This is a genomic window from Halobacteriovorax sp. YZS-3-1 (assembly GCF_047084945.1).
Taxonomy (GTDB): domain Bacteria; phylum Bdellovibrionota; class Bacteriovoracia; order Bacteriovoracales; family Bacteriovoracaceae; genus Halobacteriovorax_A; species Halobacteriovorax_A vibrionivorans.
This window is the reverse complement of record NZ_JBKIYI010000002.1, coordinates 806,190-831,058: the sequence shown is the minus strand read 5'-3', so window position 1 is coordinate 831,058 and position 24,869 is coordinate 806,190. Positions and strand designations below refer to the sequence as shown.

The 24,869-nt window shown below is 35.8% G+C and carries 29 protein-coding genes; 14 read left to right on the top strand and 15 right to left on the bottom strand.

Annotation, left to right across the window (positions count from 1 at the left end; all coding sequences use genetic code 11):
• The first annotated feature begins 3 nt into the window (after nucleotides 1-3).
• Entirely contained in the window at nucleotides 4-1,152 is a 1,149-nt protein-coding gene (locus tag ACMAZI_RS14025) for a CpaF/VirB11 family protein (RefSeq protein WP_412474353.1), read from the top strand.
• Here the strand turns inward: ACMAZI_RS14025 and ACMAZI_RS14020 are convergent.
• The 3 genes from ACMAZI_RS14020 to ACMAZI_RS14010 all read right to left on the bottom strand — a co-directional run bounded on the left by ACMAZI_RS14020 (nucleotide 1,085) and on the right by ACMAZI_RS14010 (nucleotide 4,768).
• Nucleotides 1,085-2,134, bottom strand: coding sequence for an aspartate kinase (locus tag ACMAZI_RS14020; RefSeq protein ID WP_412474352.1), 1,050 nt, complete (start codon nucleotides 2,132-2,134; stop codon nucleotides 1,085-1,087). The two genes, ACMAZI_RS14025 and ACMAZI_RS14020, sit on opposite strands and share 68 nt — an antisense overlap.
• 4 nt (nucleotides 2,135-2,138) lie before the next feature.
• A complete protein-coding gene (gene ettA / locus ACMAZI_RS14015; protein ID WP_412474351.1) occupies nucleotides 2,139-3,824 on the bottom strand; it encodes an energy-dependent translational throttle protein EttA in 1,686 nt (561 codons plus the stop codon).
• A gap of 83 nt (nucleotides 3,825-3,907) precedes the next feature.
• Entirely contained in the window at nucleotides 3,908-4,768 is an 861-nt protein-coding gene (locus tag ACMAZI_RS14010; RefSeq protein ID WP_412474350.1) for a hypothetical protein, read from the bottom strand.
• A gap of 54 nt (nucleotides 4,769-4,822) precedes the next feature.
• Here ACMAZI_RS14010 and ACMAZI_RS14005 point away from each other — a divergent pair, with 54 nt between their 5' ends.
• The 4 genes from ACMAZI_RS14005 to ACMAZI_RS13990 all read left to right on the top strand — a co-directional run bounded on the left by ACMAZI_RS14005 (nucleotide 4,823) and on the right by ACMAZI_RS13990 (nucleotide 7,598).
• Nucleotides 4,823-5,113 carry a hypothetical protein gene (locus tag ACMAZI_RS14005; RefSeq protein ID WP_412474349.1) on the top strand — a complete coding sequence of 97 codons (291 nt, stop codon included), beginning with the start codon at nucleotides 4,823-4,825 and terminating at the stop codon, nucleotides 5,111-5,113.
• A 2-nt stretch (nucleotides 5,114-5,115) separates the two neighbouring features.
• Nucleotides 5,116-6,345 carry a class I SAM-dependent rRNA methyltransferase gene (locus ACMAZI_RS14000; RefSeq protein WP_114706443.1) on the top strand — a complete coding sequence of 410 codons (1,230 nt, stop codon included), beginning with the start codon at nucleotides 5,116-5,118 and terminating at the stop codon, nucleotides 6,343-6,345.
• An 8-nt stretch (nucleotides 6,346-6,353) separates the two neighbouring features.
• Nucleotides 6,354-6,800 (top strand): DMT family transporter, encoded by a 447-nt coding sequence (locus tag ACMAZI_RS13995; protein WP_114706444.1) that lies wholly within the window; start codon nucleotides 6,354-6,356, stop codon nucleotides 6,798-6,800.
• A gap of 75 nt (nucleotides 6,801-6,875) precedes the next feature.
• Nucleotides 6,876-7,598 carry a lysophospholipid acyltransferase family protein gene (locus tag ACMAZI_RS13990; RefSeq protein ID WP_120404526.1) on the top strand — a complete coding sequence of 241 codons (723 nt, stop codon included), beginning with the start codon at nucleotides 6,876-6,878 and terminating at the stop codon, nucleotides 7,596-7,598.
• On the opposite strand, the gene ACMAZI_RS13985 is transcribed toward ACMAZI_RS13990, so the two are convergent.
• The 6 genes from ACMAZI_RS13985 to ACMAZI_RS13960 form a co-directional block, all read right to left on the bottom strand.
• Entirely contained in the window at nucleotides 7,595-8,116 is a 522-nt protein-coding gene (locus tag ACMAZI_RS13985) for a hypothetical protein (protein ID WP_412474348.1), read from the bottom strand. The genes ACMAZI_RS13990 and ACMAZI_RS13985 overlap by 4 nt on opposite strands.
• 349 nt (nucleotides 8,117-8,465) lie before the next feature.
• Complete coding sequence (locus tag ACMAZI_RS13980) at nucleotides 8,466-8,984, bottom strand: 4Fe-4S binding protein (protein WP_114706448.1); 519 nt, start codon at nucleotides 8,982-8,984, stop codon at nucleotides 8,466-8,468.
• Nucleotides 8,981-10,138: an NADH-quinone oxidoreductase subunit D gene (locus ACMAZI_RS13975; protein ID WP_120404524.1), complete on the bottom strand. Its 1,158-nt coding sequence runs from the start codon at nucleotides 10,136-10,138 to the stop codon at nucleotides 8,981-8,983. Before ACMAZI_RS13975 ends, ACMAZI_RS13980 begins: the two co-directional genes overlap by 4 nt.
• Nucleotides 10,139-10,156: 18 nt before the next feature.
• Nucleotides 10,157-10,795, bottom strand: coding sequence for an NADH-quinone oxidoreductase subunit C (locus tag ACMAZI_RS13970; RefSeq protein WP_412474347.1), 639 nt, complete (start codon nucleotides 10,793-10,795; stop codon nucleotides 10,157-10,159).
• Nucleotides 10,788-11,270, bottom strand: coding sequence for an NADH-quinone oxidoreductase subunit B (locus ACMAZI_RS13965; protein WP_114706451.1), 483 nt, complete (start codon nucleotides 11,268-11,270; stop codon nucleotides 10,788-10,790). Before ACMAZI_RS13965 ends, ACMAZI_RS13970 begins: the two co-directional genes overlap by 8 nt.
• Before the next feature lie 172 nt (nucleotides 11,271-11,442).
• Nucleotides 11,443-12,363 (bottom strand): hypothetical protein, encoded by a 921-nt coding sequence (locus ACMAZI_RS13960; protein WP_412474346.1) that lies wholly within the window; start codon nucleotides 12,361-12,363, stop codon nucleotides 11,443-11,445.
• Between the two features lie 207 nt (nucleotides 12,364-12,570).
• Here ACMAZI_RS13960 and ACMAZI_RS13955 point away from each other — a divergent pair, with 207 nt between their 5' ends.
• Nucleotides 12,571-13,149 carry a superoxide dismutase gene (locus tag ACMAZI_RS13955; protein ID WP_114706453.1) on the top strand — a complete coding sequence of 193 codons (579 nt, stop codon included), beginning with the start codon at nucleotides 12,571-12,573 and terminating at the stop codon, nucleotides 13,147-13,149.
• A gap of 52 nt (nucleotides 13,150-13,201) precedes the next feature.
• Here ACMAZI_RS13955 and ACMAZI_RS13950 read toward each other — a convergent pair whose 3' ends face one another.
• Nucleotides 13,202-13,438, bottom strand: a complete 237-nt coding sequence (locus ACMAZI_RS13950; protein ID WP_412474345.1) for a hypothetical protein — start codon at nucleotides 13,436-13,438, stop codon at nucleotides 13,202-13,204.
• Between the two features lie 107 nt (nucleotides 13,439-13,545).
• Between ACMAZI_RS13950 and ACMAZI_RS13945 the strand changes: the two genes are divergently transcribed.
• Entirely contained in the window at nucleotides 13,546-13,908 is a 363-nt protein-coding gene (locus tag ACMAZI_RS13945; RefSeq protein ID WP_114706455.1) for a hypothetical protein, read from the top strand.
• Nucleotide 13,909: 1 nt separating this feature from the next.
• Here ACMAZI_RS13945 and ACMAZI_RS13940 read toward each other — a convergent pair whose 3' ends face one another.
• The 4 genes from ACMAZI_RS13940 to ACMAZI_RS13925 are packed head-to-tail and all read right to left on the bottom strand — an operon-like array spanning nucleotide 13,910 to nucleotide 17,875.
• The gene (locus tag ACMAZI_RS13940; protein ID WP_412474344.1) at nucleotides 13,910-14,449 is read right to left on the bottom strand and encodes a hypothetical protein; all 540 of its coding nucleotides are present in this window, start codon (nucleotides 14,447-14,449) and stop codon (nucleotides 13,910-13,912) included.
• The gene (gene pdxH / locus ACMAZI_RS13935) at nucleotides 14,422-15,027 is read right to left on the bottom strand and encodes a pyridoxamine 5'-phosphate oxidase (RefSeq protein WP_412474343.1); all 606 of its coding nucleotides are present in this window, start codon (nucleotides 15,025-15,027) and stop codon (nucleotides 14,422-14,424) included. The genes ACMAZI_RS13940 and pdxH overlap by 28 nt, the downstream gene beginning before the upstream one ends.
• Nucleotides 15,028-15,031: 4 nt before the next feature.
• Nucleotides 15,032-16,927 (bottom strand): hypothetical protein, encoded by a 1,896-nt coding sequence (locus ACMAZI_RS13930; protein ID WP_412474342.1) that lies wholly within the window; start codon nucleotides 16,925-16,927, stop codon nucleotides 15,032-15,034.
• Nucleotides 16,928-16,969: 42 nt separating this feature from the next.
• Nucleotides 16,970-17,875, bottom strand: coding sequence for a LysR family transcriptional regulator (locus ACMAZI_RS13925; RefSeq protein WP_412474341.1), 906 nt, complete (start codon nucleotides 17,873-17,875; stop codon nucleotides 16,970-16,972).
• 100 nt (nucleotides 17,876-17,975) lie between these two features.
• On the opposite strand from ACMAZI_RS13925, the gene ACMAZI_RS13920 reads away from it, so the two are divergent.
• The 4 genes from ACMAZI_RS13920 to lipB all read left to right on the top strand — a co-directional run bounded on the left by ACMAZI_RS13920 (nucleotide 17,976) and on the right by lipB (nucleotide 22,820).
• Nucleotides 17,976-18,533: a pentapeptide repeat-containing protein gene (locus tag ACMAZI_RS13920; RefSeq protein WP_114706460.1), complete on the top strand. Its 558-nt coding sequence runs from the start codon at nucleotides 17,976-17,978 to the stop codon at nucleotides 18,531-18,533.
• A gap of 183 nt (nucleotides 18,534-18,716) precedes the next feature.
• Nucleotides 18,717-21,008, top strand: coding sequence for an efflux RND transporter permease subunit (locus ACMAZI_RS13915; RefSeq protein WP_412474340.1), 2,292 nt, complete (start codon nucleotides 18,717-18,719; stop codon nucleotides 21,006-21,008).
• A gap of 95 nt (nucleotides 21,009-21,103) precedes the next feature.
• Nucleotides 21,104-22,102 carry a lipoyl synthase gene (gene lipA / locus ACMAZI_RS13910; protein ID WP_114706462.1) on the top strand — a complete coding sequence of 333 codons (999 nt, stop codon included), beginning with the start codon at nucleotides 21,104-21,106 and terminating at the stop codon, nucleotides 22,100-22,102.
• Nucleotides 22,092-22,820, top strand: a complete 729-nt coding sequence (gene lipB, locus ACMAZI_RS13905) for a lipoyl(octanoyl) transferase LipB (protein ID WP_114706463.1) — start codon at nucleotides 22,092-22,094, stop codon at nucleotides 22,818-22,820. Before lipA ends, lipB begins: the two co-directional genes overlap by 11 nt.
• Nucleotides 22,821-22,845: 25 nt before the next feature.
• Here the strand turns inward: lipB and ACMAZI_RS13900 are convergent, their stop codons facing one another.
• Complete coding sequence (locus ACMAZI_RS13900; RefSeq protein ID WP_412474339.1) at nucleotides 22,846-23,382, bottom strand: hypothetical protein; 537 nt, start codon at nucleotides 23,380-23,382, stop codon at nucleotides 22,846-22,848.
• A 143-nt stretch (nucleotides 23,383-23,525) separates the two neighbouring features.
• Here ACMAZI_RS13900 and ACMAZI_RS13895 point away from each other — a divergent pair, with 143 nt between their 5' ends.
• From ACMAZI_RS13895 to ACMAZI_RS13885, 3 genes are read left to right on the top strand one after another with little or no spacing between them, the layout of a single operon-like run.
• The gene (locus tag ACMAZI_RS13895; protein WP_412475129.1) at nucleotides 23,526-24,107 is read left to right on the top strand and encodes an RNA polymerase sigma factor; all 582 of its coding nucleotides are present in this window, start codon (nucleotides 23,526-23,528) and stop codon (nucleotides 24,105-24,107) included.
• The gene (locus ACMAZI_RS13890) at nucleotides 24,104-24,448 is read left to right on the top strand and encodes a hypothetical protein (protein WP_114706466.1); all 345 of its coding nucleotides are present in this window, start codon (nucleotides 24,104-24,106) and stop codon (nucleotides 24,446-24,448) included. The genes ACMAZI_RS13895 and ACMAZI_RS13890 overlap by 4 nt, the downstream gene beginning before the upstream one ends.
• 18 nt (nucleotides 24,449-24,466) lie before the next feature.
• Nucleotides 24,467-24,844, top strand: coding sequence for a DUF2237 family protein (locus ACMAZI_RS13885; protein WP_114706467.1), 378 nt, complete (start codon nucleotides 24,467-24,469; stop codon nucleotides 24,842-24,844).
• Nucleotides 24,845-24,869: the final 25 nt, after the last annotated feature.

The window sequence follows — 24,869 nt, the reverse complement described above, 5'->3', positions numbered from 1 at the left end:
AAGATGGAAGATTTGAATCAGTTTTTCTTTAATGAATTTAGAACTTTATTAATTGAGAAGTCAAAGAAATCAAACCTCTTAAGCTTTGATTTAATCGTAGAGGAAGCTCTATCAATTAATAATCTTAGGCCATCTGACTTAGATAATATCGATCAAATAAAGATTTGGTTTGAGCATGTATACAATCAAAGCTATATCGATGATCTTCTTAAAATGTATGATGCAAGAGAGTTCATTATTCACTCTCCGAGCGATATCGAAGTTCACGCAAAAACAAATGAAAAGCTTAAAGTAGAATTCCTATCTAACGAAGACTTTCAATTAAGTCTGACTTTCTTAACAAGAAAGTTAAATATTGAATGGAGCTTTAGTTCACCATTTGCATCATTCAAAGTCTCAAGAATAATTACAGAAAAACCAATTGATATGAGAATAAGTTTAACACATCCTTGCCTTTCCCCAGTTAAGCAAGCGAAAGCTTTTATTCGAGTTCACAGCAAAGAAGTTTTTAATTTAGATAATTTCACACAAGACAATCAAGTTAAGTCACATATATATAAATTAGTTAATGAATATAAGAATATCGTAATTGCTGGCTCGACAGGAAGTGGAAAAACGAGTTTTCTAAAGGTTTGCAAAGATATGGCAAACTCAAATGAACATCATGTCATTATTGAGGATGTCGCTGAAATAGATGGAGATATTTCAAATACCACTCACCTCCTTTCACACTCGAGCTCTGGAAAGAGCTTAAATGATTATTGTACCTATGCTCTTAGGATGTCTCCAAAGAGAATATTCTTAGGAGAAATCCGTTCTGAAGAGATTGTTCCCTTTTTACTAGCGATGAATACGGGACACAAAGGGATGATGACAACAATCCATGCAAATAATGCCAAAGAGACTCTACTAAGGCTTAGTACTCTATTTTCTATATTCTCATCGAGTAAGAATGGAATTGAATTTAATCAAGTCTTAAAGTTAATCTGCCAATGCGTAGATAATGTTGTCTTTGTTGAAAACAAAGAAGTCACTGAGATTATAGAAGTCTATGGAAGCGAAGGAGACAATCCTATTTACTCTACTATTTATGAGAAGAAAAAAGATGATCACCAAAAAGGTTTATCAACGCCGCCAAATCTTGCTGTCTAACTTCCAAGCTAAAATAGTCATCATTATTCTCATCAAGTTCATAAGGATGCTCATTTGTAACCAAGGACTGATCATAATCGAGTCCAAAAACGGTTAATAAAGCTTTTGCCCCATCGATCTCTTGAGTTGAGATTGCCTTAAGTTTTGCAACCTCACCTTCACTAATACAACTTCCAGACTCATCAGGAAAAAAGACACTCTTAACAATTAGGGGTAGATTCTTTTCTATCAATGGATTCATTGTACGGTGAAAGAGAATCTTTGCTCCTTTATTTGTTAGAAGTTTAGTCTGACGATAGCTAAGATTTGGTATGAGTGGCGCAGAGTCTAATAACTTTGGATCATGGCCGTAAATCCCTTTTACATCCTTCCAAATCACAAGTTCTCGAACATCATCTAAGGCCCAAGCAAAAATAGCAGCAGAATAATCAGATCCTTCTCGACCTAGCGTAGAAGTTTCCCCGCTAAGTGTTTTTGCAATAAATCCCTGAGTAATGATCAGTTCTTTCTCATTTAATGGGTGGCACTTATCTTTTGTATTTTTAAAGAGAACCTTAGCTTCATTAAAATTACGATTAGTCGTAATATAGTCTCTAGCATCTGCAAGATGATTATGAACTTCCCTCTTTTGAAGATAATCTGAGAGAATCCTCGTTGAGACTCTCTCTCCAATACTATAAACACTATCTAAAACAGACTTAGTCTTTTCATTTTTAAGATAAGACTCAAGTTCACTTTGGAAATAAGATAGATCAGTGGATGTCTCTAACTCATCAATAATAACTTGATGCTTATTAAAAAAAGCTTTAACGAGATCAAGACTAGAAGTTTCAAAGATCTCTTCTAGCTCGTTTGTGGAATTATAAGTTGCAGACAAAACCACCAAGCAATTATTTGGGCACTTTATAATAAGGTCTGCAATTTGTTTTATAGTGGCAGCACATTTTATCGAGCTGCCACCAAATTTATAAATACTACGCAAAAAATTAGTCTCTTGTTAATTTCTTATAAGTGTAACGTTTTGGATTAAGAGCGGCATCACCTAGACGCTTTCTCTTATCTTCTTCGTACTCATCAAAGTTACCTTCAAACCAAACAACTTTTCCTTCTCCTTCAAAAGCAAGAATATGAGTTGCAAGACGATCTAAGAAGAAACGGTCATGGGAAATAATTACAGCACAACCAGCGTAGTCTACGAGGGCCTTTTCAAGGGCCTGAAGCGTATTTACATCAAGGTCATTTGTAGGCTCATCCAGTAATAGAACGTTTCCACCTTCTTTTAAGACTTTTGCAAGGTGAACTCGATTTCTTTCCCCACCAGAAAGTTCAGAAACTTTCTTCTTTTGGTCTTCACCAGAGAAGTTGAATTTTGCAATATAGGCACGAGAATTAACTTCAGTACCTGCAACATTAATGAACTCTGTCCCATCAGCAACAACATCATAAATTGTTTTTTCTGGATCTAAGTCACGTCCTTGGTCAACATAAGCAAGCTTAACTGTTTCACCTACATCAAAAGTTCCTGATGTCGGCTCTTCTTGTCCGGTAATCATCTTAAATAATGTAGTTTTACCAGCACCGTTAGGGCCAATAATACCAACGATCCCACCTGGAGGAAGAGAGAATTCAAGGTTTTCATAAAGAAGCTTATCGCCAAATGCTTTTGAGACACCTTTTGCTTCGATTACTTTATCACCAAGGCGAGGACCTGCAGGAATGAAAAGGTCATTTGTTTCATTTCTCTTTTCATTAGATAACTTTGCTCTTTCCTCATAGTTTTTAATACGAGCTTTTGACTTAGCTTGACGAGCTTTAGGGTTTGAGCGAATCCACTCAAGTTCTTCCTTCATGGCCTTTTGTCTTTTAGACTCAGACTTCTCTTCTTGAGCAAGACGTTTTGCTTTTGTCTCTAGCCAACCAGTGTAATTTCCTTCAAAAGGAATCCCTTGTCCACGGTCAAGCTCTAGAATCCAGCCAGCGACATTATCTAAGAAATAACGGTCGTGTGTTACGGCGATTACTGTTCCTTTATATTGCTGAAGATGTCTTTCAAGCCACCATACTGTTTCAGCATCAAGGTGGTTTGTCGGCTCATCTAAAAGTAAAATATCTGGTTTTTGAAGAAGTAGACGACATAGCGCAACCCTTCTCTTTTCCCCACCTGATAAGTTTTCACACTTTGCTTCTGAAGGAGGACAATTTAGAGCTTCCATTGCAAGATCAAGCTGGCTATCAAGAGACCATGCATCAACTGCATCAAGTTTATCTTGAATTTTGGCCTGCTTATCAAGGAGATCGTTCATCTCATCGTCACTCATCGGCTCAGCAAACTTTGCAGAGATCTCATCAAACTTAGCGAGAAGATCAACAGTCTCCTGGCAACCTTGCTGAACAACCTCTCTAACAGTTAACTCAGGATCAAGCTTTGGCTCCTGTTCCAGATAACCAACAGAATAGTTCTTTGCTAAATGTGTCTCACCTAAGTGATCTTCATCTAGGCCGGCCATAATCTTAAGTAACGTTGATTTCCCTGATCCGTTAAGACCAAGTACACCAATTTTGGCACCATAGAAATATGAGAGAGAGATATCTTTTAGAACGTGCTTTTGCTTATAAACTTTTCCAACACGGTTCATTGAATAAATAATTTGCTTATCGTTTTGATAGGCCATCGAGTAACTCCATTTGGTTAAATACTTACACAAATAAAGTACCTACAAAAGTATGGAATATCAATCACTCAGCGCGTTCCAATCTAAAGATTTAAATGACTTATCAAACGAAAGAAGTTTCCCACATAAGGAATGAAAAAGAAGACAACCAGCCAGATAAACTTACATATTTTAATTCTTGATAGTAGTTGTTCGTTTTGTGACTTGTATTCATCCCATAGTCCTATTTCAATTGACTCAAGGTCATCCCCAATATCTAGTCCTTGTGCCTGTTTCATCTCAACGAGGGCCGTTAGACGACGAAATAACTCCTTTGCAAAGGACAACTGTATATCTGCTAAGGAATTGATTCTTGAACGATTTATTAACTGATTAAGAGGTGTTCCAACATCATACATAAGCTTGAAAATTAAAAAACTGTGAAGCACATGGCCAATTGGGACAATTTGCTTCTGTGCTAATTTCTTAATTAAATAATGAAAAGTTATAATCCCTATTAGATTGTAAGCAAGGGCACAACTAATAAATAGTGTATCGATTTCAAAATCGAGAATCTTCGTCGAGAAAATATTTAGGAATAAGGTTAAGCAAGCAGCAAGAATAAATTGGAAATAACTTTCATTCATCACACCAGAGCTCTTCTTCTCGATCTGTAAGTCTGTAGACAATGAGTGCCTAAGCTTTGAAAGTGTTTTACTTGTTGCAGCTCCAAACTCCTTAGCAACTTGTGAAATTTCACAAATTAACTCATCAAAGAACTTATAATGAGAGAGGTGCGTCAAATCCCCCATTAGGTTTAGTTGCGACAAGTCAATTAGGAGATCCTTTCCTCTCCGATATTGACTACGATAACGATATGATAAGTTACTGGTTTTACGAATGAGCTTCTCTGCTGGAAGTAAGAAGACCAAGATTGATATAGAAAGGAATGATATTATTGCCAAAGTGAACCTCCAATATCTTGACGTAACGCTATGTATCTGAAATAACAATTACTAATGGATAATAAAGAAGAGTTATTTCACATTCGAAATGAAAACAGACAACTTCATGCTGAAAGCGAGAAGGTTTCTCATCCAGACTTCTATCTAAATGATGAGACACTTGAAGAGCTTCAGAAGTTCTGCCAAGACTTTGACCCTTACCGAGACCTAGATCTTGAGACAAAATTTCGTCTACAAGAATTTGGAATAATTGATCTTTCTAACCCATTTGATATCACAAATAAATTACTACTCTTATTAGAGAACAACCTTCAGTATCGTATAAAGTTACAAGAGAACAAATAGTCATGAATAAAAAGACGTCAGCATCCTCTGGAAAATCCAAGGGGAAATCAACAGGGCGCTCACGCATCCGTACACCACGAGTCGAGCTACACCCTGCAAGTATCAAATATCTTTATAAAGGTCATCCTTGGATTACAAAGGATCGCTTCTCAATGAAGTTTCCTCAGGGATCTCCATTTGTAACGGCAAAACTAGAAGAAGGTAAATTTGCCATTTTATTAAATGACCCTACTCACGATAGTGTGCTAGCTCGCTTATGGAGAATTGGAGAAGGCTCACACCTTGGCCCTAAAGATTTCTACTTTGAATTAAGACAAAGAATGCAAGATAGCTTTGAGGCCCGCCGAGGAATAACAGACCGTGAGAACTACTATCTGGCGTTTGGTGAAACTGACTTCTTGCCAGGTCTTTTCATAATCAGACTTAAAGATCGTATTCTTGTTCAATTCTACTCTAACTTCTGGAATCACTTCGAAAAGGATATTCTAAAGATTATCAAAGACTTTTATCCGAATGATAAAGTTTGGGTACAAAAGAGAAACTTGAAACGTAAAAAAGAATTTTACTGTGCAAGTAATAAATCCATTCAAGAAGATGAGTTCACTGTAAATGAGTTTGGAGTCGATTATATAATCCGCCTCAATCAATTTTACGATATTGGTCTCTACACTGATATGGCAGCGATAAGAAATAGAGTAAAAGATGACTTTGAAGATAAGTCAGTTCTAAACTTATATAGCTATACAGGTGCATACACTCTCTTTGCTCTAAAGCAAGGAGCAAAGGATGTTACAAGTGTTGATCTTTCACAAAAATACCTGGACTGGCTTGAGGAGAACTTAGAATTAAATAAGATGGAAGGAAATACTTCTCTTTGTATGCCTACAATCAAGGCATTAGAAAAGTTTAAAGAAGAAGGTAGAAAATTTGATCTTATTATCTGTGACCCTCCTAGTGCTTCAAGTGATGGAAAGAAAGTATCAAAGGCAATTGATGCATATAAGGATATGATCCCTTTATTCGATATGATTTTAAATAAAGGTGGAAAAGCACATATCTTTTTAAATACTCACTCAATTACAAGAAAGAAGTTTGAAACAAAAGTAAAAGAGTATATTGGAAAAAGAAAGATAAGTATCACAGGAGCTTTAAGACTGACAGGCGACTGCCCTTCTCTAAAAGGCTTTATTGAAGGTGATTATCTAAAAGGTTTAACGCTTTTAAAGAAATAGGAAAATAAATGACAACAAATATATATGTACTAGTACCTGTATTAATTGGTTTTATTGGTATCCTTCAAGGAGCACTAAATCGTGTAATGACCCAAGATATTGGCCTTACTTGGATGGCCCTTCTTGGAAACTTTGTGACTTTAGTAGTTTGTATAGGATTCTATTTCTTTGCAAAGGCCAACCCAGAATTCTTTCCTGATTTTGTTCGTCTAAAAGAATTTCAATTTAAATGGTGGTATGTCATTCCTGGTATCTTTGGATTCCTCTTCGTAGTCGGTCTTCCAATCGGCATTTATCAAATTGGAGCTGTTAAGACGACAGTTGGACTTATTGCCGCCCAAATGGTGACGAGTGTTATGTGGGATTTATTCATAGAGAATATACCAATGACTGTCCCAAAAGGACTTGGTGTTCTTATGGCGATAGCTTCAGTTCTTCTTATTACGCTATTTTAACATTTTTAAAAGATTGCGTTAAAATAGAATAAATTTAACGTAAGCACCGCTAAAATATTATGCTATAAGAAACTTATGGTTTTAGCTTATTTAAGATTACTCTTAGTTGGTATATTTCTCGTTCTTGGAACCCTTGTGTGGATTCCTATATGCATGCTACGTCCTGCAAATCGTGGAAATACATTCTTTATTGCTCGTTACTATTCTTGGCTGACGAGAATATTTCTCAATATTAAAATTGAAACACGCCTACCAGCAGGTTACAAGAGTACTCGCAATGCTGTTTTTATCTCAAATCATCAATCAAACCTAGATATATTCTTTGTAGGCCCGGCCCTTCCAAGACGAACTGTTTCACTTGGAAAGCAGTCCCTTGTTTGGATACCAGTATTTGGTCAAATGTACTGGCTTGCAGGAAATATCCTTATCAATCGAACAAATAAGAGAAAAGCCTGGTCTGTTATGGAAAAGGTTGCTCAGACAATAAAAGAAGATAATTGCAATGTTTGGATCATGCCTGAAGGTACGAGATCAAAAGGAAAAGGACTTCTTCCTTTTAAAAAAGGCCCATTTATTGTTGCTATTAAAGGGCAAATGCCAATTTACCCAGTAGTTTTTTCTAAATATGAGGATTCATTTGATCTTGGAAAGATAGTACCTGGTAAAGTTATTATCGAAGCTTTGGAGCCTATCTCAACACAAGGGTTAACTGTTGACGATATAGATGAGCTAATGAATAAAACTCGTAATCTTATGGCCGCAAAGCTCGATGACTTAACTAAAGAGCTTGCAAATTAAAAGATATTTACGCGAGTCATATAATCAACATCTCTAGCACTTGTTCTTCTTAAAGGGCCCTTTGTTCCTGGTGTAGTTGTTCTTCTTCCATCATTAACAGCAACACTACTTGTTGGACAAGCCATTCCTAACCCACAAAGGTCTTTATTATTTAAATATAAAGCTGCCTCAAGAAAGCTATACTTCTTACCTTTATACATTAGTCTTAGATCTTCAATTTTTCCTGAGCTATTTGGAAGAACAACAAAGTCCCCCTTCTCTAAAATATCAAGCATGAATTCTTTGTATGGTTGATACTCTTCTGTGATTTTAAAAAGGACGTCATTATATTGTCTACCATGTCTATTTTTAGAATATGCACTTACAGTATCTCCATAAACTCTAATTGAAAGGATCTCTTGGTCACCATAATAAGGCCCTCTTATTTTCAGGTCACCTGTTGTTGCAAAGATTTGATCATAAGAAAATGCATTTAAAGTGATAAAAAGTGCAATTGTAAGCTTAAGAATAGTTTTCATATTTTTCCCCTTGTGACTTATATATATGCACTTTGTATGCCAAGTATTTCACGTATTATTGGGGAGATAGAGTGTTTAAAAGATGAGCAGTGTAAACAAAATAACTACTCTACCTTTTGAGTTGAGTTGGGTTGGGTTGGGTTGGATTGGCTTGGATTGGGTTGGATTGGGTTGCTAACTTTCACTTCGTGAAAGTGTCGCTTCTTCTTTGCGATTACTTTCCCATTGCTCCTGAAACAACAAAGCCGGGCTTGAACCCGGCTTGTTGAATAAAATTTTCTAGCTAAAGTGTTGGGGAGCTAGCACCGCAAACAATAGACTGGCTTTGGCCAGTCAATTTTGCGGGTGCTTAACCAACAATACGTTCACGCCATTTTCTAATATCTGGCGCTAGGTAGTCGTACTTCATCTCATCAAGAGTATATTGAGAGAATTCATAGTCTGTCGTGTGAGTTAGACACTCTGTTGGACAAACAGTTGTACAAAGACCACAGTAACAGCAAAGTGCTGTATCAATTGTGAATTGCATTAGATCAAGCTTAATAGGAGTACCATTTTTCGCTTTAATCGTTGGTGCATCTTTTTCTCTTCTAGTTGCTGTAATGTAAATACAGTCAACTGGACAAGCCGTTGCACACTGGTAACAAGAAATACAGTTTTCAACATCGTTGAAAAGACGAGAGCGAGAGTTTTTAGGAAGCTCTTCTCTTACTTCTGGATACTCAATTGTTACAGGCTTTACACCGTATACATATTTAAAAGTAATACCTAGACCTTTTGTTACAGTTCTAACTGCTGTCCAAATATTCTTAAACCATTTTCCTAATGTTAATTGCTCACCTGCTTGGTAAGTTGCTTGTGTACTCATCGGTCAACCTCTCCTAGTACAATATCAATACTTCCGATTGTAGCAACGAAGTCTGCAATCATCTGACCCTTTCCAAGCTCAGGAAGCATTGAAGTGTGTGTAAAACATGAAGACTTAACTTTAACTCTGTAAGGAGTTTTACCACCATCTGAAACGATGTGATAACCAAGCTCTCCACGTGGACACTCTGTTTTTGTATAGATTTCACCTTTAGGTAACTTGATGATCTTTGGAACTTTCCCCATAATTGGACCTTCCTCAATTCCATCAAGTGCTTGGCGTAGAATCTTAATTGATTCAAAGATTTCGAAAACACGTACATAATAACGGTCCCAACAGTCACCGACAGTTCCCATTTCACCTTTACCTGTAACGACATCAAAATCAAACTTTTCGTAGTAACCGTATGGCTTCTTCTTACGAAGATCCCACTCAACACCTGAACCACGAAGAACAGCACCTGTTGCTCCGTATTGGTAGGCCATTTCTGGAGTTACAACACCAACATTTGCAGTTCTGTCACGGAAGATAGCATTCATACCAACAAGATCGTGGTACTTTTTCACATTCTCTTCCATCTTAGTACAGAAAGTATCGATACGACGAAGTTGATCATCAGTGATGTCGTTCCATACACCACCTACCCAAATATAATTATAAAGAAGACGTGCACCAGAAAGCTCTTCAAAGAGTCTTAGGATTTCTTCTCTATCTTGGAATGCATATAAGAAAGGAGTGAAAGCACCAAGGTCAATTGCATAAGTACCAAAGTACATTAAGTGTGATGCAATTCTTTGTAGCTCTGCTACGATAATTCTGATGTATTCAGCTCTTTCTGGAATTTCTGTCCCAAGCATTTTCTCAACACCGTGAACGTATCCCCACTCCATTCCCATAGCACCTAAGTAATCCATACGGTCAGTGAAAGGAATAATTCCGCGGTAGTCTAAGTTCTCGCTGTGCTTTTCCATACAACGGTGTAAGTAACCAAGGTATGGAGTTGCTTGAACAACAATTTCTGAGTCTGTTTTAATCTCAACACGTAAAACCCCGTGAGTCGCCGGGTGTTGAGGACCCATGTTAACAGTTAGAAGATCTGTATGAAGAGCCTCTTGCTGTTTAACATCTTGTGTTTTATTTAATGTATCTTCCATTAAAAATATCCTTAAAAATTAATTATTTGCTTCATCCATTTTCTTATTTAGAGCGGCCTCTAAATCTGCAGAAATCTTTCCATCCCATGAACCAGATACTTTCTTTGGTTCAGCAGCATCAACTCTCGCTTTAGCGAAGAATTCATGATCAGCATTATTGATTTTATGTTCAGGATTAATCTCAAGACCATGCCAAGCTTTTTGAACTTCATAATCTTTACGAAGTGGAAAACCTTCCCAGTCTTCAGGGCATAGGATTCTTCTTAAGTCAGGGTGTCCAACAAATTCAACACCGTTCATGTCATAGACTTCTCTTTCAAGAAAGTTTGCAGACTTCCAAACGTCACATACTGAATCAACCTTAGGAACATCATCCTTGTTAGCTTTTGGAAGCTTAACTTTAATGATGACGTCATCAGAGTTAGTAATAAATGAAGCTAGCATATAATTAACTTCAATTTCACTATCGTAGTCAACGCCTGAAACAACTTGAAGAACATTGAATTGATATTCAGAGCTATCTCTAAGAACAAAACAAACGTCTTTGATTTTAGAAGCATCAACTAAGATTGGCTTATCACCTGCTTCATTTTCAATTAAAGATGCGTTTGCGCCATTAACTTTATCATTAATAAAACTTACTAATTCATTAAGCATGCTTCACCCACTTATCTTTAAGAAGTCTCTCATTTGCTACTTTCTTTTGAAGTGTCATAAGACCCTCAATAAGAGCTTCTGGTCTAGGAGGGCAACCTGGAACGTAAACGTCTACTGGAATGATTTCATCAACACCCTTAAGGACGTGATAACCATGTTGCCAGTAAGGGCCACCTTTGTTGGCACATGAGCCCATTGAAATAACATATTTCGGCTCGGCCATTTGTTCATAAAGAGTCTTAATTCTTGGTGCCATCTTAAGTGTTACTGTCCCTGCAACAATCATTAAGTCCGCACGTCTTGGAGTCGCCATGAAAGCACCACAACCAAAGCGTTCTAAGTCATACTTAGCACCACCAGTTGCCATCATTTCAATAGCACAACAAGCTAGACCAAATGTCATTGGCCATAGAGAATTCTTTCTTCCCCAGTTAAGGAAGTCATCGAGTTTTAATAAAACAACACTATCTTGCATTGTCAGCAATCCTTTTTAGATATGTAAAATTATGAAATTCTTAGCTTATAAATTACCAATGCTTAGGTTTCTAGTCAATTAAAGGCACACAAAAAACGCATGTTTTTTGATAGCGCATAGGGACAATCCCTAAACAGCTATATATCAAACAAATCAATGGACTAAATAAAATTCAATCTAAATATGCTCGACATCGAGCATTAAAGTTGGCACGTGCCTTTGTAACCTTCTCATTAGCACTAGCAATTGAACGAGTTTTTGACTCCGAAAGATAGGTCATTCGTTTAAGGTCATTGTGACAGACCTTTGTCATGATTTCTTGAAACTCTTCTACGATGGCCACCGGATACGGGCTGGACCAGGCAGATGAGATCAAGCTCGACTGTTCAGGTGAAATATGTGTAATCACTTCTTGTTTAATTCCGTGCTCATCAGCAGACTTTTTAAACTTATCATAGTGTTCACCTAGTTTATAAAATTCCTTTATAGCGAGACTTCTTGAGAACTCTTCCCCATCTAAGATATTAAGACATTGTGCAGATATGGACTTTAGGCCATAAATGTCACGTCCCACCTTACATTCAACTATAAATGCATCAACTTCCCCTCCTATACCTTGAATAGTATCTTCAAGAAAAGAGGATAGAGAAAACTCTCCAACATAAGGATTAAAAGGCTTCTTATAAATATAGTGTGTAAGTTCGTGAATTAAATCTAAAACAGCGTTCTTTGTATTATGTGACTTATCGATATAAACTTTTGAGCGAGTTTCAAAGCGTACACTTTCTGGAGAATTTGGACTGAACTTTCTTACAAGTGTCGTATCTGTAACAGAGACTTCACCACTTTCAATAACCTCTTCAAGCCTTTTGTGATCCTTAGCAGCTCTTAGCCTGGCCTTATCAATTAAATTCACACCAAGTTTAGAGGTGTTAATTATATTAATTAATTGCTCAATACTCTTTTCTTCAGTTGAAGCAAGTCGTCTCCAATTCCCACTGTACTTCTTAGTACCAGAGTAAATTGTTCCGCCTCTTTCTCCCCAACTTTGTGCAAAAGTATTGCCCATGCTGCAAAGCAAGTAAGTCATCATTATAAATATCGTAGAATTAGACAATATCGACATTAATTTAAGTATCGACATTTGATGGTAATTCTTGAGTTATAATTAGCAGTTTTAACGAAAGTGCAAAATACTTCCTTTAACTTAATGCGTTTTGCACTTAAGAGGCAAAGCCATTAGAATAAGCATGTTCAAAAAAGAAAGAATATTAAGAATCTATGAATCAAGGAGAAAACAATGGAACATAAACTTCCAGAACTACCATGGGCAAAGGATGCTTTAGCACCTCATATTTCAGCTGAAACAATCGAGTATCACTACGGAAAGCATCACAATGCATACGTAACAAAGCTTAACGCAGCGATTCCAGGAACTGAATTTGAAAACATGACTCTTGAAGAGATCATCATGAAGTCAAAGGGTGGATTATTCAATAATGCTGCTCAAGTATGGAACCATACATTTTACTGGAACTGTCTTGCTCCAAACGCAGGTGGAGAAGCAACTGGTGCAGTAGCTGACGCTATTAATGCAAAATGGGGATCATTTGATAAGTTCAAAGAAGAATTCTCTAATTCTGCAGCAACTAATTTTGGTTCAGGTTGGACTTGGCTTGTTAAGAACAAGGCAGGAGAGCTTGAAATCGTTAACACTGACGATGCTCAAACTCCAATGACAGATGGTCACACTGCTCTTATGACAATCGACGTATGGGAACATGCTTACTACGTTGATTACAGAAATGCTCGTCCTTCATATATCGACGCTTTCTGGAAACTAGTTAACTGGGACTTCGTAAACAAGAACCTTGCTTAATTAGCGACAAACAAATCAAAAAAGAAGGGCCTCTATTTTAGAGGCCCTTTTATTATCCAACAAATTTTAAAACTTTTACTTCTAGTCCAAAATTATCCTCTTTTCGAAGAAGCTTAAATCGAGTCTTATCCTTAGTAGGATGAAGGTGCTTCACCTTTCCTAACTCTTCCTGAAGGTGTTTAGCGGACTCAATCGACTGACATTCAATCTTGTACTGATCACCCTTCTTTTGTTCAACAGGCAATAGATAGAACTCATCTTCAAATAAGTTTACATCAATTAAAAACATAAATAATTCCCCTATCTCTCTAAGTACCTATTTTTTCGGAAGGAATTAAAAAATATTAATGATTTTTTTCAGAATGTCGATATGTTTAATAAGTATTGGAGCAAATTATGAAAAGAATTATCGCAGCAAATTTAGTTATTTTAATTGCACTTACAGTTAAGGCAACTCAGGACTTTAAAAATAAAGATGAGTCTGTTTTCAATAAACACATTAATGCTCAAGCAAAGACTGCTGTTGAACTTTCTAATTTAAAAGATCAAGCGGATTTTGCTACGCGAACAGCGGCAACATATAAAGAGAAGTATGAAAAAGTACTTCAAGAAAAAGAAGTCCTATTATCTGAATACAAGGCCTATAAAATAAGAAGCGAAAAGCTTGTTGAAGTTCTCGATGAGAAAGGTCTTATTACACCAGAGATTGCAAAATATACTCAAAGATACGATGGTCGCCTACCGGCCAGTGACGAGTAATCTAAAAGCTAATTACATTATACGTAACAGAAATATCAAATTGGAGAAGAGAGTAAATCTCTTTTCCAATATAATAATTGAAATCCGTCCTCACTCTTAGAGCTTCTGTTATCGGAAAATTAAAACCCATTCCAAAAACCACTGAAGAAAACGTTTGATCTAAGAGACCTGATAACTTTGTACCATTATATACTGAAGAACTTCCCTCAACTGCTGTTGAATGATAGCCAAGGTTGAGATCAACTATATCTTCGAGCGTGAAACGAAACATAAAACCAAATTGTAAGGTTTCTAGGTCGATTTTATAACCCTGATGATCATTCTTTAAAGTTCCTGGCCTAAAGAATCCTTCAAGAGAAATTGTGTCATATCGAATTCCAACATTTGCAGAAGGAATAATTGCAGTAGCGCCATTATAATAATCGCTCTCAGAGATGACTCCGGAAAATGAGGTTCCACCTCCAACATAGAAGTCCAAGGCCTTTACATTAATAGATATGAAAATAGCAATTACTATGGATAAAGTCTTAAAGAATCCCACTTATTACCTTTTTTAACAAATTGAAAACGATCGTTAAGTCTGTGCTCTCCGTAAATGAAAAAAGTTATCTCATTAACTTCAACATAATACCCTCCCCAATTCTCTGGATAAGGAACACTTTCATTATTATAACGTATTAGGTTTTCATGGTATTCAGTTTCTAAATTTTTCCTACTAGATACAGACTCTGATTGTTTCGAAGTAAGACTAGCAATTTGGCTTTCCTTAGCTCGTGATTGGAAGTAGTTTCTTGAAATATCTCTTTCACACTTACTAATTTTCCCACGTATACGGACTTGCTTACCTAGACGGTGCCAATAAAAAGTCATTGCAACATTATTATTACCATCTATCTCTTTTGCTTTTACAGAATTATAATTAGTAAAAAAGAGAGGTTTTCCTTTGTGAACTTCTTTTAGCAAGAGAGTCCTTGCATTTGGAGCACCGTGTTCATCCACTGTTGATAAGATAAATGCTGGAGCATTTTCTTCTTTATCTTGTGCATCTTGGAACCATTTTTCAAATATTTCAACAGGTGATTCTTTAAAGTCTCCAATAAAGTCTTTGTAATCGCTCAAATTATTACTCCATAATTATTTGAAAATCTCGCTTCGAATCGTGAAAGTCACGGTTGATATCGAGAATTTCATAGTAAATACTTGGGAATTCATGCTCTCCGTACTGAAAATGAACAGGGGCACTTCTGTTTCCAAGAATATCAAGTTTAAAGTACATCAAGTTTGGTAGATCATTAATTGGTACCAAACTCTGCACAACTCGATAAAAGTACTTCCTAAAATTATTCTTGTCGATGTTATCGATCACCTTTTCTAATTTTAAATACACATTATCTGGATGAGATTTAAGAACTTTTAGAATTTGCTTGGCCACATGCCTTGTATGGGCCCTTTGCCAGAAGAAAACTCGACTTATAAAGTACTTACCATTTTTTCTCGTTCCAATAATACGATAGCCACGATCTTTCTTTATCTTATTAACTTCATGAATAATATCATCAAGGGTAATGTCGCCAATATAATCAAAGATCTCTTTTCTAAGTATCAAGCGATAGCGTACTTCTGTGGTAATATTCGTCTTAAGTCCTGGTACTTCTCCAAAGTCAATTTTTCTAAAAATAAAAGAAGGAACGAGTGCTCTTAACTTACGATAAGTTTTTTTCCACTCTCCTTTAGTGAAGTAGCGATCTTTTCGAAGATAATTTGTCCCAAAGTCTAATGCTGAGTTTAGGACTTTATTTTTAGGTATAAATGAAAAGAAGGACTCTTCCATCTTATCTTTTCGTCGATGAATTAGAATATTAAATTCTTCGCTATATCGGTAGACTTTATTAGGAAAGAAATAATCTCCTTGGTCTTCTCCATTTAGAATTGAAATATTATTCTTATAATAAGTCATATTGTAGTCGATCTCAGAAATAAATACTCCAAACTTCAATCCACTTCTTTCGTACTTATATTCGTTAAAGCCTTGAAATAGTAATTCCACCCCACCATTAAAAGCGGCCAACTCATTTGCTAAGCTAAAGTCTGAGATTAACTTCTCTTCAATATATTGACGTCCCGTATACTGGCCGAACATTTTATCAAAGTTTAGCTTAAACTTTGGCTTTAAAATTAGATCGAAAGCTTCGCGTGCCTTTGGTTTACTTAAATCAAACACGTAATCTAAAATATATTGTTCACCGATTCCTCGACCATAATTGAACTCAAAGACTTCAAGCTCAAAGCGTTTTGATACAAAATCAGGAGCTTTAACTGCTTTTACTAAAGTTACAAAAAAATCACTTTCAACTTTTGCTCCAGCTCTGGCCTCTGTAGATGTACGAGTAACTATTTTGAGTCTCACCTTAGACTCATCCATACGGTAAATATTTATAATATAATTACCACTAGTGATAACATTTGCGTTTACTTTAGCACCAATAATATCGGCATAATCATAACCGTAACTAGCTCCAATATTTAAATTCATGCTCGCAGGCATGGAAACAAAGTCTCCAACATTTAAACGCTCTAATGTACTTTCAGCATCAAATGGAATCTTATGGAATGAATAAGGAAGTGCGAGTATCGCTTTTTTCTGACTTTCAAAATGTCTAATAAAAGTAACTCGATCATCTTTTGAAAATGTAAGGCTTATTGGAGTAATGGCATCGATATAAGAGCCAGGGTTTACAGATCGATTAAATCTCCACTCATCTACTCTTGCAAACTTCCCCTTCAGATACGAAGGAGTCATTTCATAATTATACTTTAAACCGAGTCCGACACCTTTAATTTTATCGTAATTAAAAATATCAACAGAAGTTGAAAGGTTTAAATTTGCAACCTCTCTAATAATAATGTCTTTTAGTTTTCCATCTTTAAGAAAACTATTATCTTCACTATTGGCAAATGAAGACAAATTAAACACTGATAAGAGTGCAATAATAAAGTGAATTGGTCTGATTTTATTCATCGCTAGATGCTAACGATTTTTGAACTAGTCGGCAAATACAATTTAATGAAGATTTATAAGGCCTCTGGCAGTATTATCCTCGTTTTCAACATGTAGAAGATCCTTTAGTTTACGTGCATAAAGAAGATTTTCGTTATGGCGTTTTAATATGGCATATGTTGGAACTGCAATCTCATTATCTGGGCCAAGGCAATATAGATTCTGAAAGATTGTTTCATTACCTATTGCAGCAAGAATGATCTCACCTCTCAATGCCAAGGTTTCAAGATATTCAAGGTGCTCGCTAAAAAAGCTCTCTTTCAAATAAATTCCCTGCTCTTTTAATAATTGCGTAGCATTAAGAATTAAAGACTCATCTGATGATAAGAATCCAACTGGCAATTTTTTAACAACTTGCTCCATAGGCAAATCTCTAAACTTAGCGGCCATGGAAGTACTTATAAAGAAGCGAAGCTGATTATTTGCGACCAAGAAGTTCTTATACATGTCATTACTTATCGGATTGTCACTAATAGCAATATCAACAGTATCGTTTTCTAAGAAGTACATTGTCTGTGAAAAGTTTTTGGATCTCTTTGTTTTTGTATGGCCAAAGTCTCGATATAATTGAAAGTAATCTCCCAAGAAAGCTGAGACGGCCTGTGATTCTAAATGTGACTCTATAGAAAAAGAAACATCATACCCGCCATCATCTTCAAAAGTTAGGCTATCAATAAGGCGCATACCATTATCAAAGATATTCTTTGCATAGGAATAAACGTCTTCGCCTTTTTGCGTTAGAACAATCTCACGGACCTTACGCTCAAACAATTGAACATCGTAATGCTGTTCAAGCTTCTTCACCTGTTCACTCACTGTAGAGGGAGCTAGCCCCATTTTTAATGCGGCCTTCTTTACAGATTTATGCTTTGCAGCTTCATAAAAACAATAGAGATGATTCCAATTCATAGAAGTAACATAAATCGGAAATTCCGAATTTACAAACAATTGACTTAATATAGCTAAATAAAATCGCTACTATCTTAACAGTTTTAAAAGAGGAAGACTTATGACTACGCAAAACACGATGTTTACTGCTATTAAAAAGCAAAATGAAAACCGTATAAACCTTCGAAATATGGAGAATATACGACTGATCAGTGCTTCAAGACTAGAGAATAGTTCATTCGATAACTCAATGCTAGATAAAATCAATATTAGACACTCAGACCTTAATGAAAGTGACTTGAGAAAGTGTAATATGAAGTACGCAAAGCACAATAATTCAAATTATGAAGGTGTTGACTTTACTTGGTCAAACCTAACAAGAAATAAATTCAAAAGAATCAATCTTAAAGACGTTACTCTTGAGTGTACCAACCTTGAAGATAGCTCTTTTGATGAATGTGAACTAGCTGCAACAAGCTTTCGCTGGGCAAACCTAAATGGTGTAACTTTTAAAAGCTGTAACCTAGCAGGTTGTGACTTCTCAAATGTAGACCTTACAAATACAGTCTTCATTAATTGTAACCTTAAAGGTGCCATTTTTAACATCAATACAAGAATGCCATTTCAAAAAGATAATGCAATTAACAAACTTGGCATGGACTTCGTTGGAATCCAATAGCCAATTAAGACGCGCTCCAGAAGATTTTACTCATTCAGTAGTAAATTGCTTAAACATTTCACTGCTTAAGTTTCTGGAGCGTCTACATATTCTATCTCATCCATTTCTTAATAATATTTCCATAGATTATCTTAGAAGAACTTTATATATTTATAGAGTAATTTTAAAAAGGATTAAATCGTAATGAAACGTGCTCACTCCATCGCAGAAAGCGTTGCTAAGTATATTGTTGATCATACTAAAACATGCCTCTTTCTTTCATTCTTATTACTTGCTATTGCCGGAAGTGGAATCGTAAAAATTAAAGCCAATTACTCAGTAAAAGGTTGGCTAATGGATGATGACCAACGCCTTGTTGATCTTAAGGCCCACGAAGGAACATTTGGGAGTTCAGATACAATCGATATCATGCTTTATAAGGAAGATGGTATTTTCGATGAAAAGACGGTTAAGACGATTCAAGATATCACAAGAGATCTGTGGCAGATTAAGCATATTGTTCGAGTTGAAAGCTTAACAAATTATAATTCAATTGAATCAGAAGAAGATGATATTTTTATCACTCCATTTTTAGATGAAGAGGTTGAACTATCAGCTGAAAACCTAGCAAAGAAAAAAGAGAGAGCAATTAATGATAATCAACTTATCAATTCATCTCTTTCAAAGTCTGGACGATTCACTTACATAAGGGCGTTTCTTGATACATTTGAAACGACTCCTCCTTATGATCAAGTTGTTGTTGATACCGAAGAATTGTTAGAGAAGTACAAAAAAGAAGATAATAATATCCAGTTTTTTCTCGGTGGGATTTCATTTATTAACGAATCCCTACAAAGAGCATCTGATCGAGATATGGCCGTTGTTTTCCCTATTGTTGTGACGGTTCTTTCGATAATTCTTCTATGGTTTTTTAAAAGCTTTCTTGGCGTTGTTCTCCCCTTCTCACTTGTTGGTCTTGCGATTTTAACAACTTTTGGTATTGAGGGACATTTAGGAATCGAGCTATCAAGTATTATTGCTGCACTTCCGGCCATTCTAATAGCGATTGGTATTGCAGACTCGATCCATATCCTCATTGGCTATCGTCACTTTGCTTTATTTGAAGGAATGAATAATCACGATGCTGCAATTGCATCTTTAAAAAAGAACTTCATTCCAACCCTTCTTACAACATTAACAACTTCAATCGGTTTCTTCTCTCTAACAACGACAGAAATTAAACCAATTTATAATCTTGGTATTCTCTCTGGTATTGGAACAATGATTGCATGGTTCTTTACTTACTTCTTCCTAGGAGCCTTACTAACTAAGATTTCTTTTAAAAGAAAGAAAGATGAAGACGAGAATAAATTCAGTGCATTTGATGGAATCTTCCAATTTGCAGAAGATCATAAAGTCTCTATAAATATCATGACACCAATTATTGCAATTGGCGCCATTTACCTAGGAATGCAAAATTATATCAATGCTGATCCTATTGAGTACTTTGATAAAGGTACTCCTGTAAAACAGGCCTTTGATAAAACAAGATCTGAATTTGGTGGATCACGTGTCATCGAATTAGTTTTTGACTCAGGTGAACCTGAAGGAGTAAAGAATCCAGTTTTTATGAAGAAAGCTGAAGAGCTAGTTCAATGGATGCTAGAGGATGAGAAGATTATTCGAGTAAGCTCAATTCTTGATATCATCAAGAAAATGAATAAGACGCTCCACTCAGACAATGAAGAATATTATGCAATTCCAGATACAAGAAGGGCCATTGCGGATCAACTCTTCTTATACACTCTAGGACTTCCTCAGGGACTTGATCTAAAGAATCAATTATCTCTTGATAATCAAAAGTTTCGCGTACTCGTTATGTGGGATATCAATGACTCAACTGCTGCAATTGAAAAAACTGATAAGATTATGGAAAAGGCCAAGGAAATTGGAATTGATATTTACGAAGCGGGACAATCCCCTATCTACAATCGAGTTAATGACCTTGTTGTAAACACTCTACTAACATCAATGAGTATTTCACTTCCAATTATTTTCTTAATTATTCTCTTTGTTTTCAAAGATCTCTCACTTGCACTACTTTCATTAATTCCAAACGTCTTACCTTTAAGTGTAGCCGCAGGAATTATGTACTTAGTTGGTGATGAATTAAATATTGGAAACGTAATCGTCTTTGCTGTTTGTCTCGGTATTGCGGTGGATGATACTATCCACTTTGTCTCAAATTACAAACTAAAGATGATGGCCGGTATGAGCGGGCACGACGCTTTAGCATCAACAATGCACCAAACAGGAAAAGCACTGACCTTGACAACGTTAATGCTTACGATCGCCTTTGGTCTCTTCTACTTAGGAGACTTTGTGCCTAATCAAAAATTTGGTGTTTACTGTTCAATTATTCTAACTTTAGCGCTTATTGCAGACCTAATTGTCCTGCCTGCTGCGTTATTAAGTCTAAAGAGTTCAAGAGAATAGACTCTAAGGTATAGAAATTACATATCAACTCATCATATGTCTTAACTTACAGCTTACAAACTGCTATAAGCTAAGACATATTTTGAGGTATTTTAATGACGAATCAAACAGATCAAAACACACAAGAGTACACTGATCAATACGAGGCCCAACGCCAGAAAATTCAACAAAAGAAGGCCCGCCTAAATATCGGAAAAGAGAAAGAGGCCAGAAACCTGGAAAGAAAACCAGAGTGGCTTCGAGTTGGTCTACCAACAGGTGATAACTTTAAAGAAGTAAGAAAAGAATTACGCGAAAAGAAGCTTTTTACAGTATGTGAAGAAGCAAGTTGTCCAAATATGTCGGAATGTTGGTCCGCAAAAACAGCAACAATGATGATTCTAGGTGGAACATGTACAAGAGCATGTAAGTTCTGTCATGTTGATACAGGAAATCCTAAAGGTGTCGTTGATTTTAATGAAATAGAAAATGCCGCAAAAATGGTTGAAACCATGTCACTAAAATACCTTGTTGTAACAAGCGTTGACCGTGATGATCTTCCAGACTTCGGTGCTGGCCATTTTGCTAATGTCGTTAAACGAATTAATAAAGACTATCCAGATACTCTAGTAGAAGTTCTAATCCCTGATTTTAATGGTGAGTCCCAACATATGGACACTCTTGCAAAGAGTAATCCATTTGTCATTGCTCAAAATATTGAAACAGTAAAAAGACTTACTCACGATGTACGTGACAGACGTGCGGGATATGAACAAACTCTTAATTGCTTAAAATATTACAAAGAAAACTATCCTCATATAGCAACGAAATCCTCTATCATGCTTGGACTAGGAGAAACTCATGAAGAAATTCTTGAGACGATGCAAGATCTAAAAAATGTAGGATGTGATATCGTTACTCTAGGTCAATACATGCGCCCTACAATGAGACACCTAAAAGTTGAGCGCTACTATAAACCACAAGAGTTTGAACACTATAAGAAAGTCGCCTATGAAATGGGATTTGAATTCGTAGCCTCAGGACCGTTAGTACGTTCAAGCTATAAAGCAGCAGATTATCTTGATCACCTAAGAGCGAAAGGCCATGACATTTAACGAATTACTTAAAGAATTAAATATCAATGAATTTGACCTTGAGACTCAAGGCCAAACTCATATTTTTCATAAAGATAATTGGGACTATGAAGAAGCTCTTACCTTTCAAGAGAAGGTTAATGAGTTTATTTATAATAACCCTGAACAAATGGTTTATATTATCACTTCCCATCCAGAAGTCTTTACGATGGGACGAGGGTTACAACGTAATCAAATCGAACAACATGGACTTGTTGACTTTGACCAGGCCATTATTAATAAAATTGATGTTCCTGTAGTTAATATAAAAAGAGGTGGCGGGTTAACCTTTCATCATCCAGGTCAAGTGATAGTCTATCCAATCGTCCATATTGGTAGGCAGAAACTAAAGACAATTGAGTTAATTAATAACCTATTCAAAAGTACAGTTAGGGCCATTGAAAATAATGACAAAACAATTTCTAATCTAGACTTTGATAGGCCATTGCTTGGATTATGGCATGGAGAAAAGAAGTTAGCATCAATGGGCGTCCAACTTAAGCGCTTTGTTTCTATGCATGGAATGGCATTAAACGTCTATCCATCACAGAAGATGAATCGTGCACTACAATTAACTTTTCCATGTGGCCTGCCTGGAGATATTTACAATACCCTCGTAAATGTATCAGAAGATGTCATTGATAAAGAAAATTATCGCTCAAATTTTATAAAATGTTTAAAAGAACAATTACTTAATTAAAAAAGGCCTCATTTGAGGCCTTTTCTTATTTTCGATATGATTTAATCTTCTCTCTAAACTTTTTGCGCTCGGCCTTCATTTGGGACTTAAATTCTTTCTTTAGTTTCTTAATCTCATCTCGTTGAGTTTTATGTCTAAGTTCTTTCATTTTTTTCCTAAACTCAGAGCTTTTCTCTTTCAATTCTTTGCGAATGCTTTTATTTGCATCTTTATTACCAAATTTAATTTTCGACTTTATAGCATTCATCTCTTTTATATGCTTTAGAACCATACTACGGTTCTGTTCCAAAAACTTTTCTCTTAAATCAAAGATTTGATTTTCTAACTTCAATCTTTTATTCATTTGTTCTTTTTGAAATTTATTAAATTCACCTTCAAGCTTAGCAATATCTTCTTTAGAAAGTTTTGCAATATCTTTTGAAAAGTCCTCTACTTTTTCATGACGATCTCGATGACCTCGCCTTCCCTCTTCGTCACGATATTTTCCGCGTCCTCCACCTCTTTCAGCAAGAGCAGAAAAGGTTAATAAAAAAGTTAAGATAAGAATATTAAATTTCTTCACGACTCACTCCTTAGGTTGGTCTTTAACTATTATACTCAAGCGATATCAAAAAGTTTCACACAAGCATAAAGTGCTGATATTAATGGCATTTTTTATCTAGTGAAACTTAATACTCAAATAACAGTATAATATATATGCGTATGATGAAGACAATATTTGGTGCAAATTCAAAACTTACAAGGGCCTCTGACAAAGAGCTGATGCTTCTTGTTACCAAAGATAATAATCATCATGCTTTTAGAAAACTATATGAGCGCTTAAGTGAGAAGCTATATCGCTTTATCTATTATATTGTCCTCGATGAGAGTGTTGCCCAAGAAATCACTCATGAAGCTTTCCTTACCCTCTATGATAAGAGAAAGATGTATCGAAGTGATTACCAAGTTTCAACATGGCTTTGGACTATAGGTAGAAACAAAGCATACGACTATAAAAAGAAGAAAAAAGAGATCAGTATAGATGATGAAATATTAATTTCATTACCAAATGATGATATCTCAACACTTCAAAAACTTGCACAAGAAGCAAGCTCTGAAACAATAAAAGAAGCATTAAAGCTTCTTCCAGATTCACAAAGAGATGCCATCCTCTTATGGATGGATGACTATAATACAAAAGAGATGGCTGAGATTATGGAAAAATCGGAACAGGCCATTAAAAATCTTATAAACCGAGCAAAAATGAAACTTAAGGAAGTACTTGAAGGAAGAATGGAGTCGATATGAAAAAAGACTTATTAAAAGACATTCTAAATGAGAAAACTCAAATTCAGGTTCCAAGAAACTTGGAACAGGATTTCTTACAAAAGTTTGATAATCATATTGAAATGAAAAGAACCAAGAAGAGAATTTTCTTTGGTATTAAGAATATTACTCTCACTATCGCCTCTTTATGTATTTTTACTATAGCTTTTATTAACTATACAGCTCCATCATCTAATAAAACGACTACAGTTTCTGATTATCTAAGCTTTGTTGAAAGTAATTTTAAAAACGACGATATTATTAACGAGAATATTGATGAAATAGATGGACTTGCATATACTAACTTCTATGATGATTACTAAACCATAATAGGAGTTTAAATGACACAAGAAAGAAATGACCACTTAAATGTTTTAGGTACTCCTTTACAAATGTGTGGCTGTACTCCAATGACAGGTTTTTATCGAGACGGTTTTTGTCGAACAGATATGCAAGACAGAGGAATGCATACAGTTTGTTGTGTTGTAACAGAAGAGTTTTTAGAGTTTTCAAAAGCTGACGGCAATGATCTCTCAACCCCTATGCCTCAATTTCAATTCTCAGGATTAAAACCAGGAGACAAGTGGTGTCTTTGCGCTGGCCGCTGGCTAAATGCATATAAGGCAGGGAAAGCTTGTCCTGTTATTCTTGAATCTTGCCATGAGGAAACCCTAGCGGTAATCCCTCTTAGCGCACTTAAAGAATTTTCACTTAGATAAGATAACTGCCTTGTTCCTTTAGATA

Coding starts and splice junctions, on each gene's coding strand:
- ACMAZI_RS14005 (WP_412474349.1), top strand. CDS start 4,823: ATGGATAATAAAGAAGAGTTATTTCACATTCGAAATGAAAACAGACAA.
- lipA (WP_114706462.1), top strand. CDS start 21,104: ATGACGAATCAAACAGATCAAAACACACAAGAGTACACTGATCAATAC.
- ACMAZI_RS13995 (WP_114706444.1), top strand. CDS start 6,354: ATGACAACAAATATATATGTACTAGTACCTGTATTAATTGGTTTTATT.
- ettA (WP_412474351.1), bottom strand. CDS start 3,824: ATGGCCTATCAAAACGATAAGCAAATTATTTATTCAATGAACCGTGTT.
- ACMAZI_RS13890 (WP_114706466.1), top strand. CDS start 24,104: ATGAAAAAAGACTTATTAAAAGACATTCTAAATGAGAAAACTCAAATT.
- ACMAZI_RS13970 (WP_412474347.1), bottom strand. CDS start 10,795: ATGCTTAATGAATTAGTAAGTTTTATTAATGATAAAGTTAATGGCGCA.
- ACMAZI_RS13945 (WP_114706455.1), top strand. CDS start 13,546: ATGAAAAGAATTATCGCAGCAAATTTAGTTATTTTAATTGCACTTACA.
- ACMAZI_RS13980 (WP_114706448.1), bottom strand. CDS start 8,984: ATGAGTACACAAGCAACTTACCAAGCAGGTGAGCAATTAACATTAGGA.
- ACMAZI_RS13930 (WP_412474342.1), bottom strand. CDS start 16,927: ATGAATAAAATCAGACCAATTCACTTTATTATTGCACTCTTATCAGTG.
- ACMAZI_RS13895 (WP_412475129.1), top strand. CDS start 23,526: ATGAAGACAATATTTGGTGCAAATTCAAAACTTACAAGGGCCTCTGAC.
- ACMAZI_RS13950 (WP_412474345.1), bottom strand. CDS start 13,438: ATGTTTTTAATTGATGTAAACTTATTTGAAGATGAGTTCTATCTATTG.
- ACMAZI_RS13885 (WP_114706467.1), top strand. CDS start 24,467: ATGACACAAGAAAGAAATGACCACTTAAATGTTTTAGGTACTCCTTTA.
- ACMAZI_RS13965 (WP_114706451.1), bottom strand. CDS start 11,270: ATGCAAGATAGTGTTGTTTTATTAAAACTCGATGACTTCCTTAACTGG.
- lipB (WP_114706463.1), top strand. CDS start 22,092: ATGACATTTAACGAATTACTTAAAGAATTAAATATCAATGAATTTGAC.
- ACMAZI_RS14025 (WP_412474353.1), top strand. CDS start 4: ATGGAAGATTTGAATCAGTTTTTCTTTAATGAATTTAGAACTTTATTA.
- ACMAZI_RS13960 (WP_412474346.1), bottom strand. CDS start 12,363: ATGATGACTTACTTGCTTTGCAGCATGGGCAATACTTTTGCACAAAGT.
- ACMAZI_RS13955 (WP_114706453.1), top strand. CDS start 12,571: ATGGAACATAAACTTCCAGAACTACCATGGGCAAAGGATGCTTTAGCA.
- ACMAZI_RS13915 (WP_412474340.1), top strand. CDS start 18,717: ATGAAACGTGCTCACTCCATCGCAGAAAGCGTTGCTAAGTATATTGTT.
- ACMAZI_RS14000 (WP_114706443.1), top strand. CDS start 5,116: ATGAATAAAAAGACGTCAGCATCCTCTGGAAAATCCAAGGGGAAATCA.
- ACMAZI_RS13975 (WP_120404524.1), bottom strand. CDS start 10,138: ATGGAAGATACATTAAATAAAACACAAGATGTTAAACAGCAAGAGGCT.
- ACMAZI_RS13920 (WP_114706460.1), top strand. CDS start 17,976: ATGACTACGCAAAACACGATGTTTACTGCTATTAAAAAGCAAAATGAA.
- ACMAZI_RS13925 (WP_412474341.1), bottom strand. CDS start 17,875: ATGAATTGGAATCATCTCTATTGTTTTTATGAAGCTGCAAAGCATAAA.
- ACMAZI_RS13985 (WP_412474348.1), bottom strand. CDS start 8,116: ATGAAAACTATTCTTAAGCTTACAATTGCACTTTTTATCACTTTAAAT.
- ACMAZI_RS13990 (WP_120404526.1), top strand. CDS start 6,876: ATGGTTTTAGCTTATTTAAGATTACTCTTAGTTGGTATATTTCTCGTT.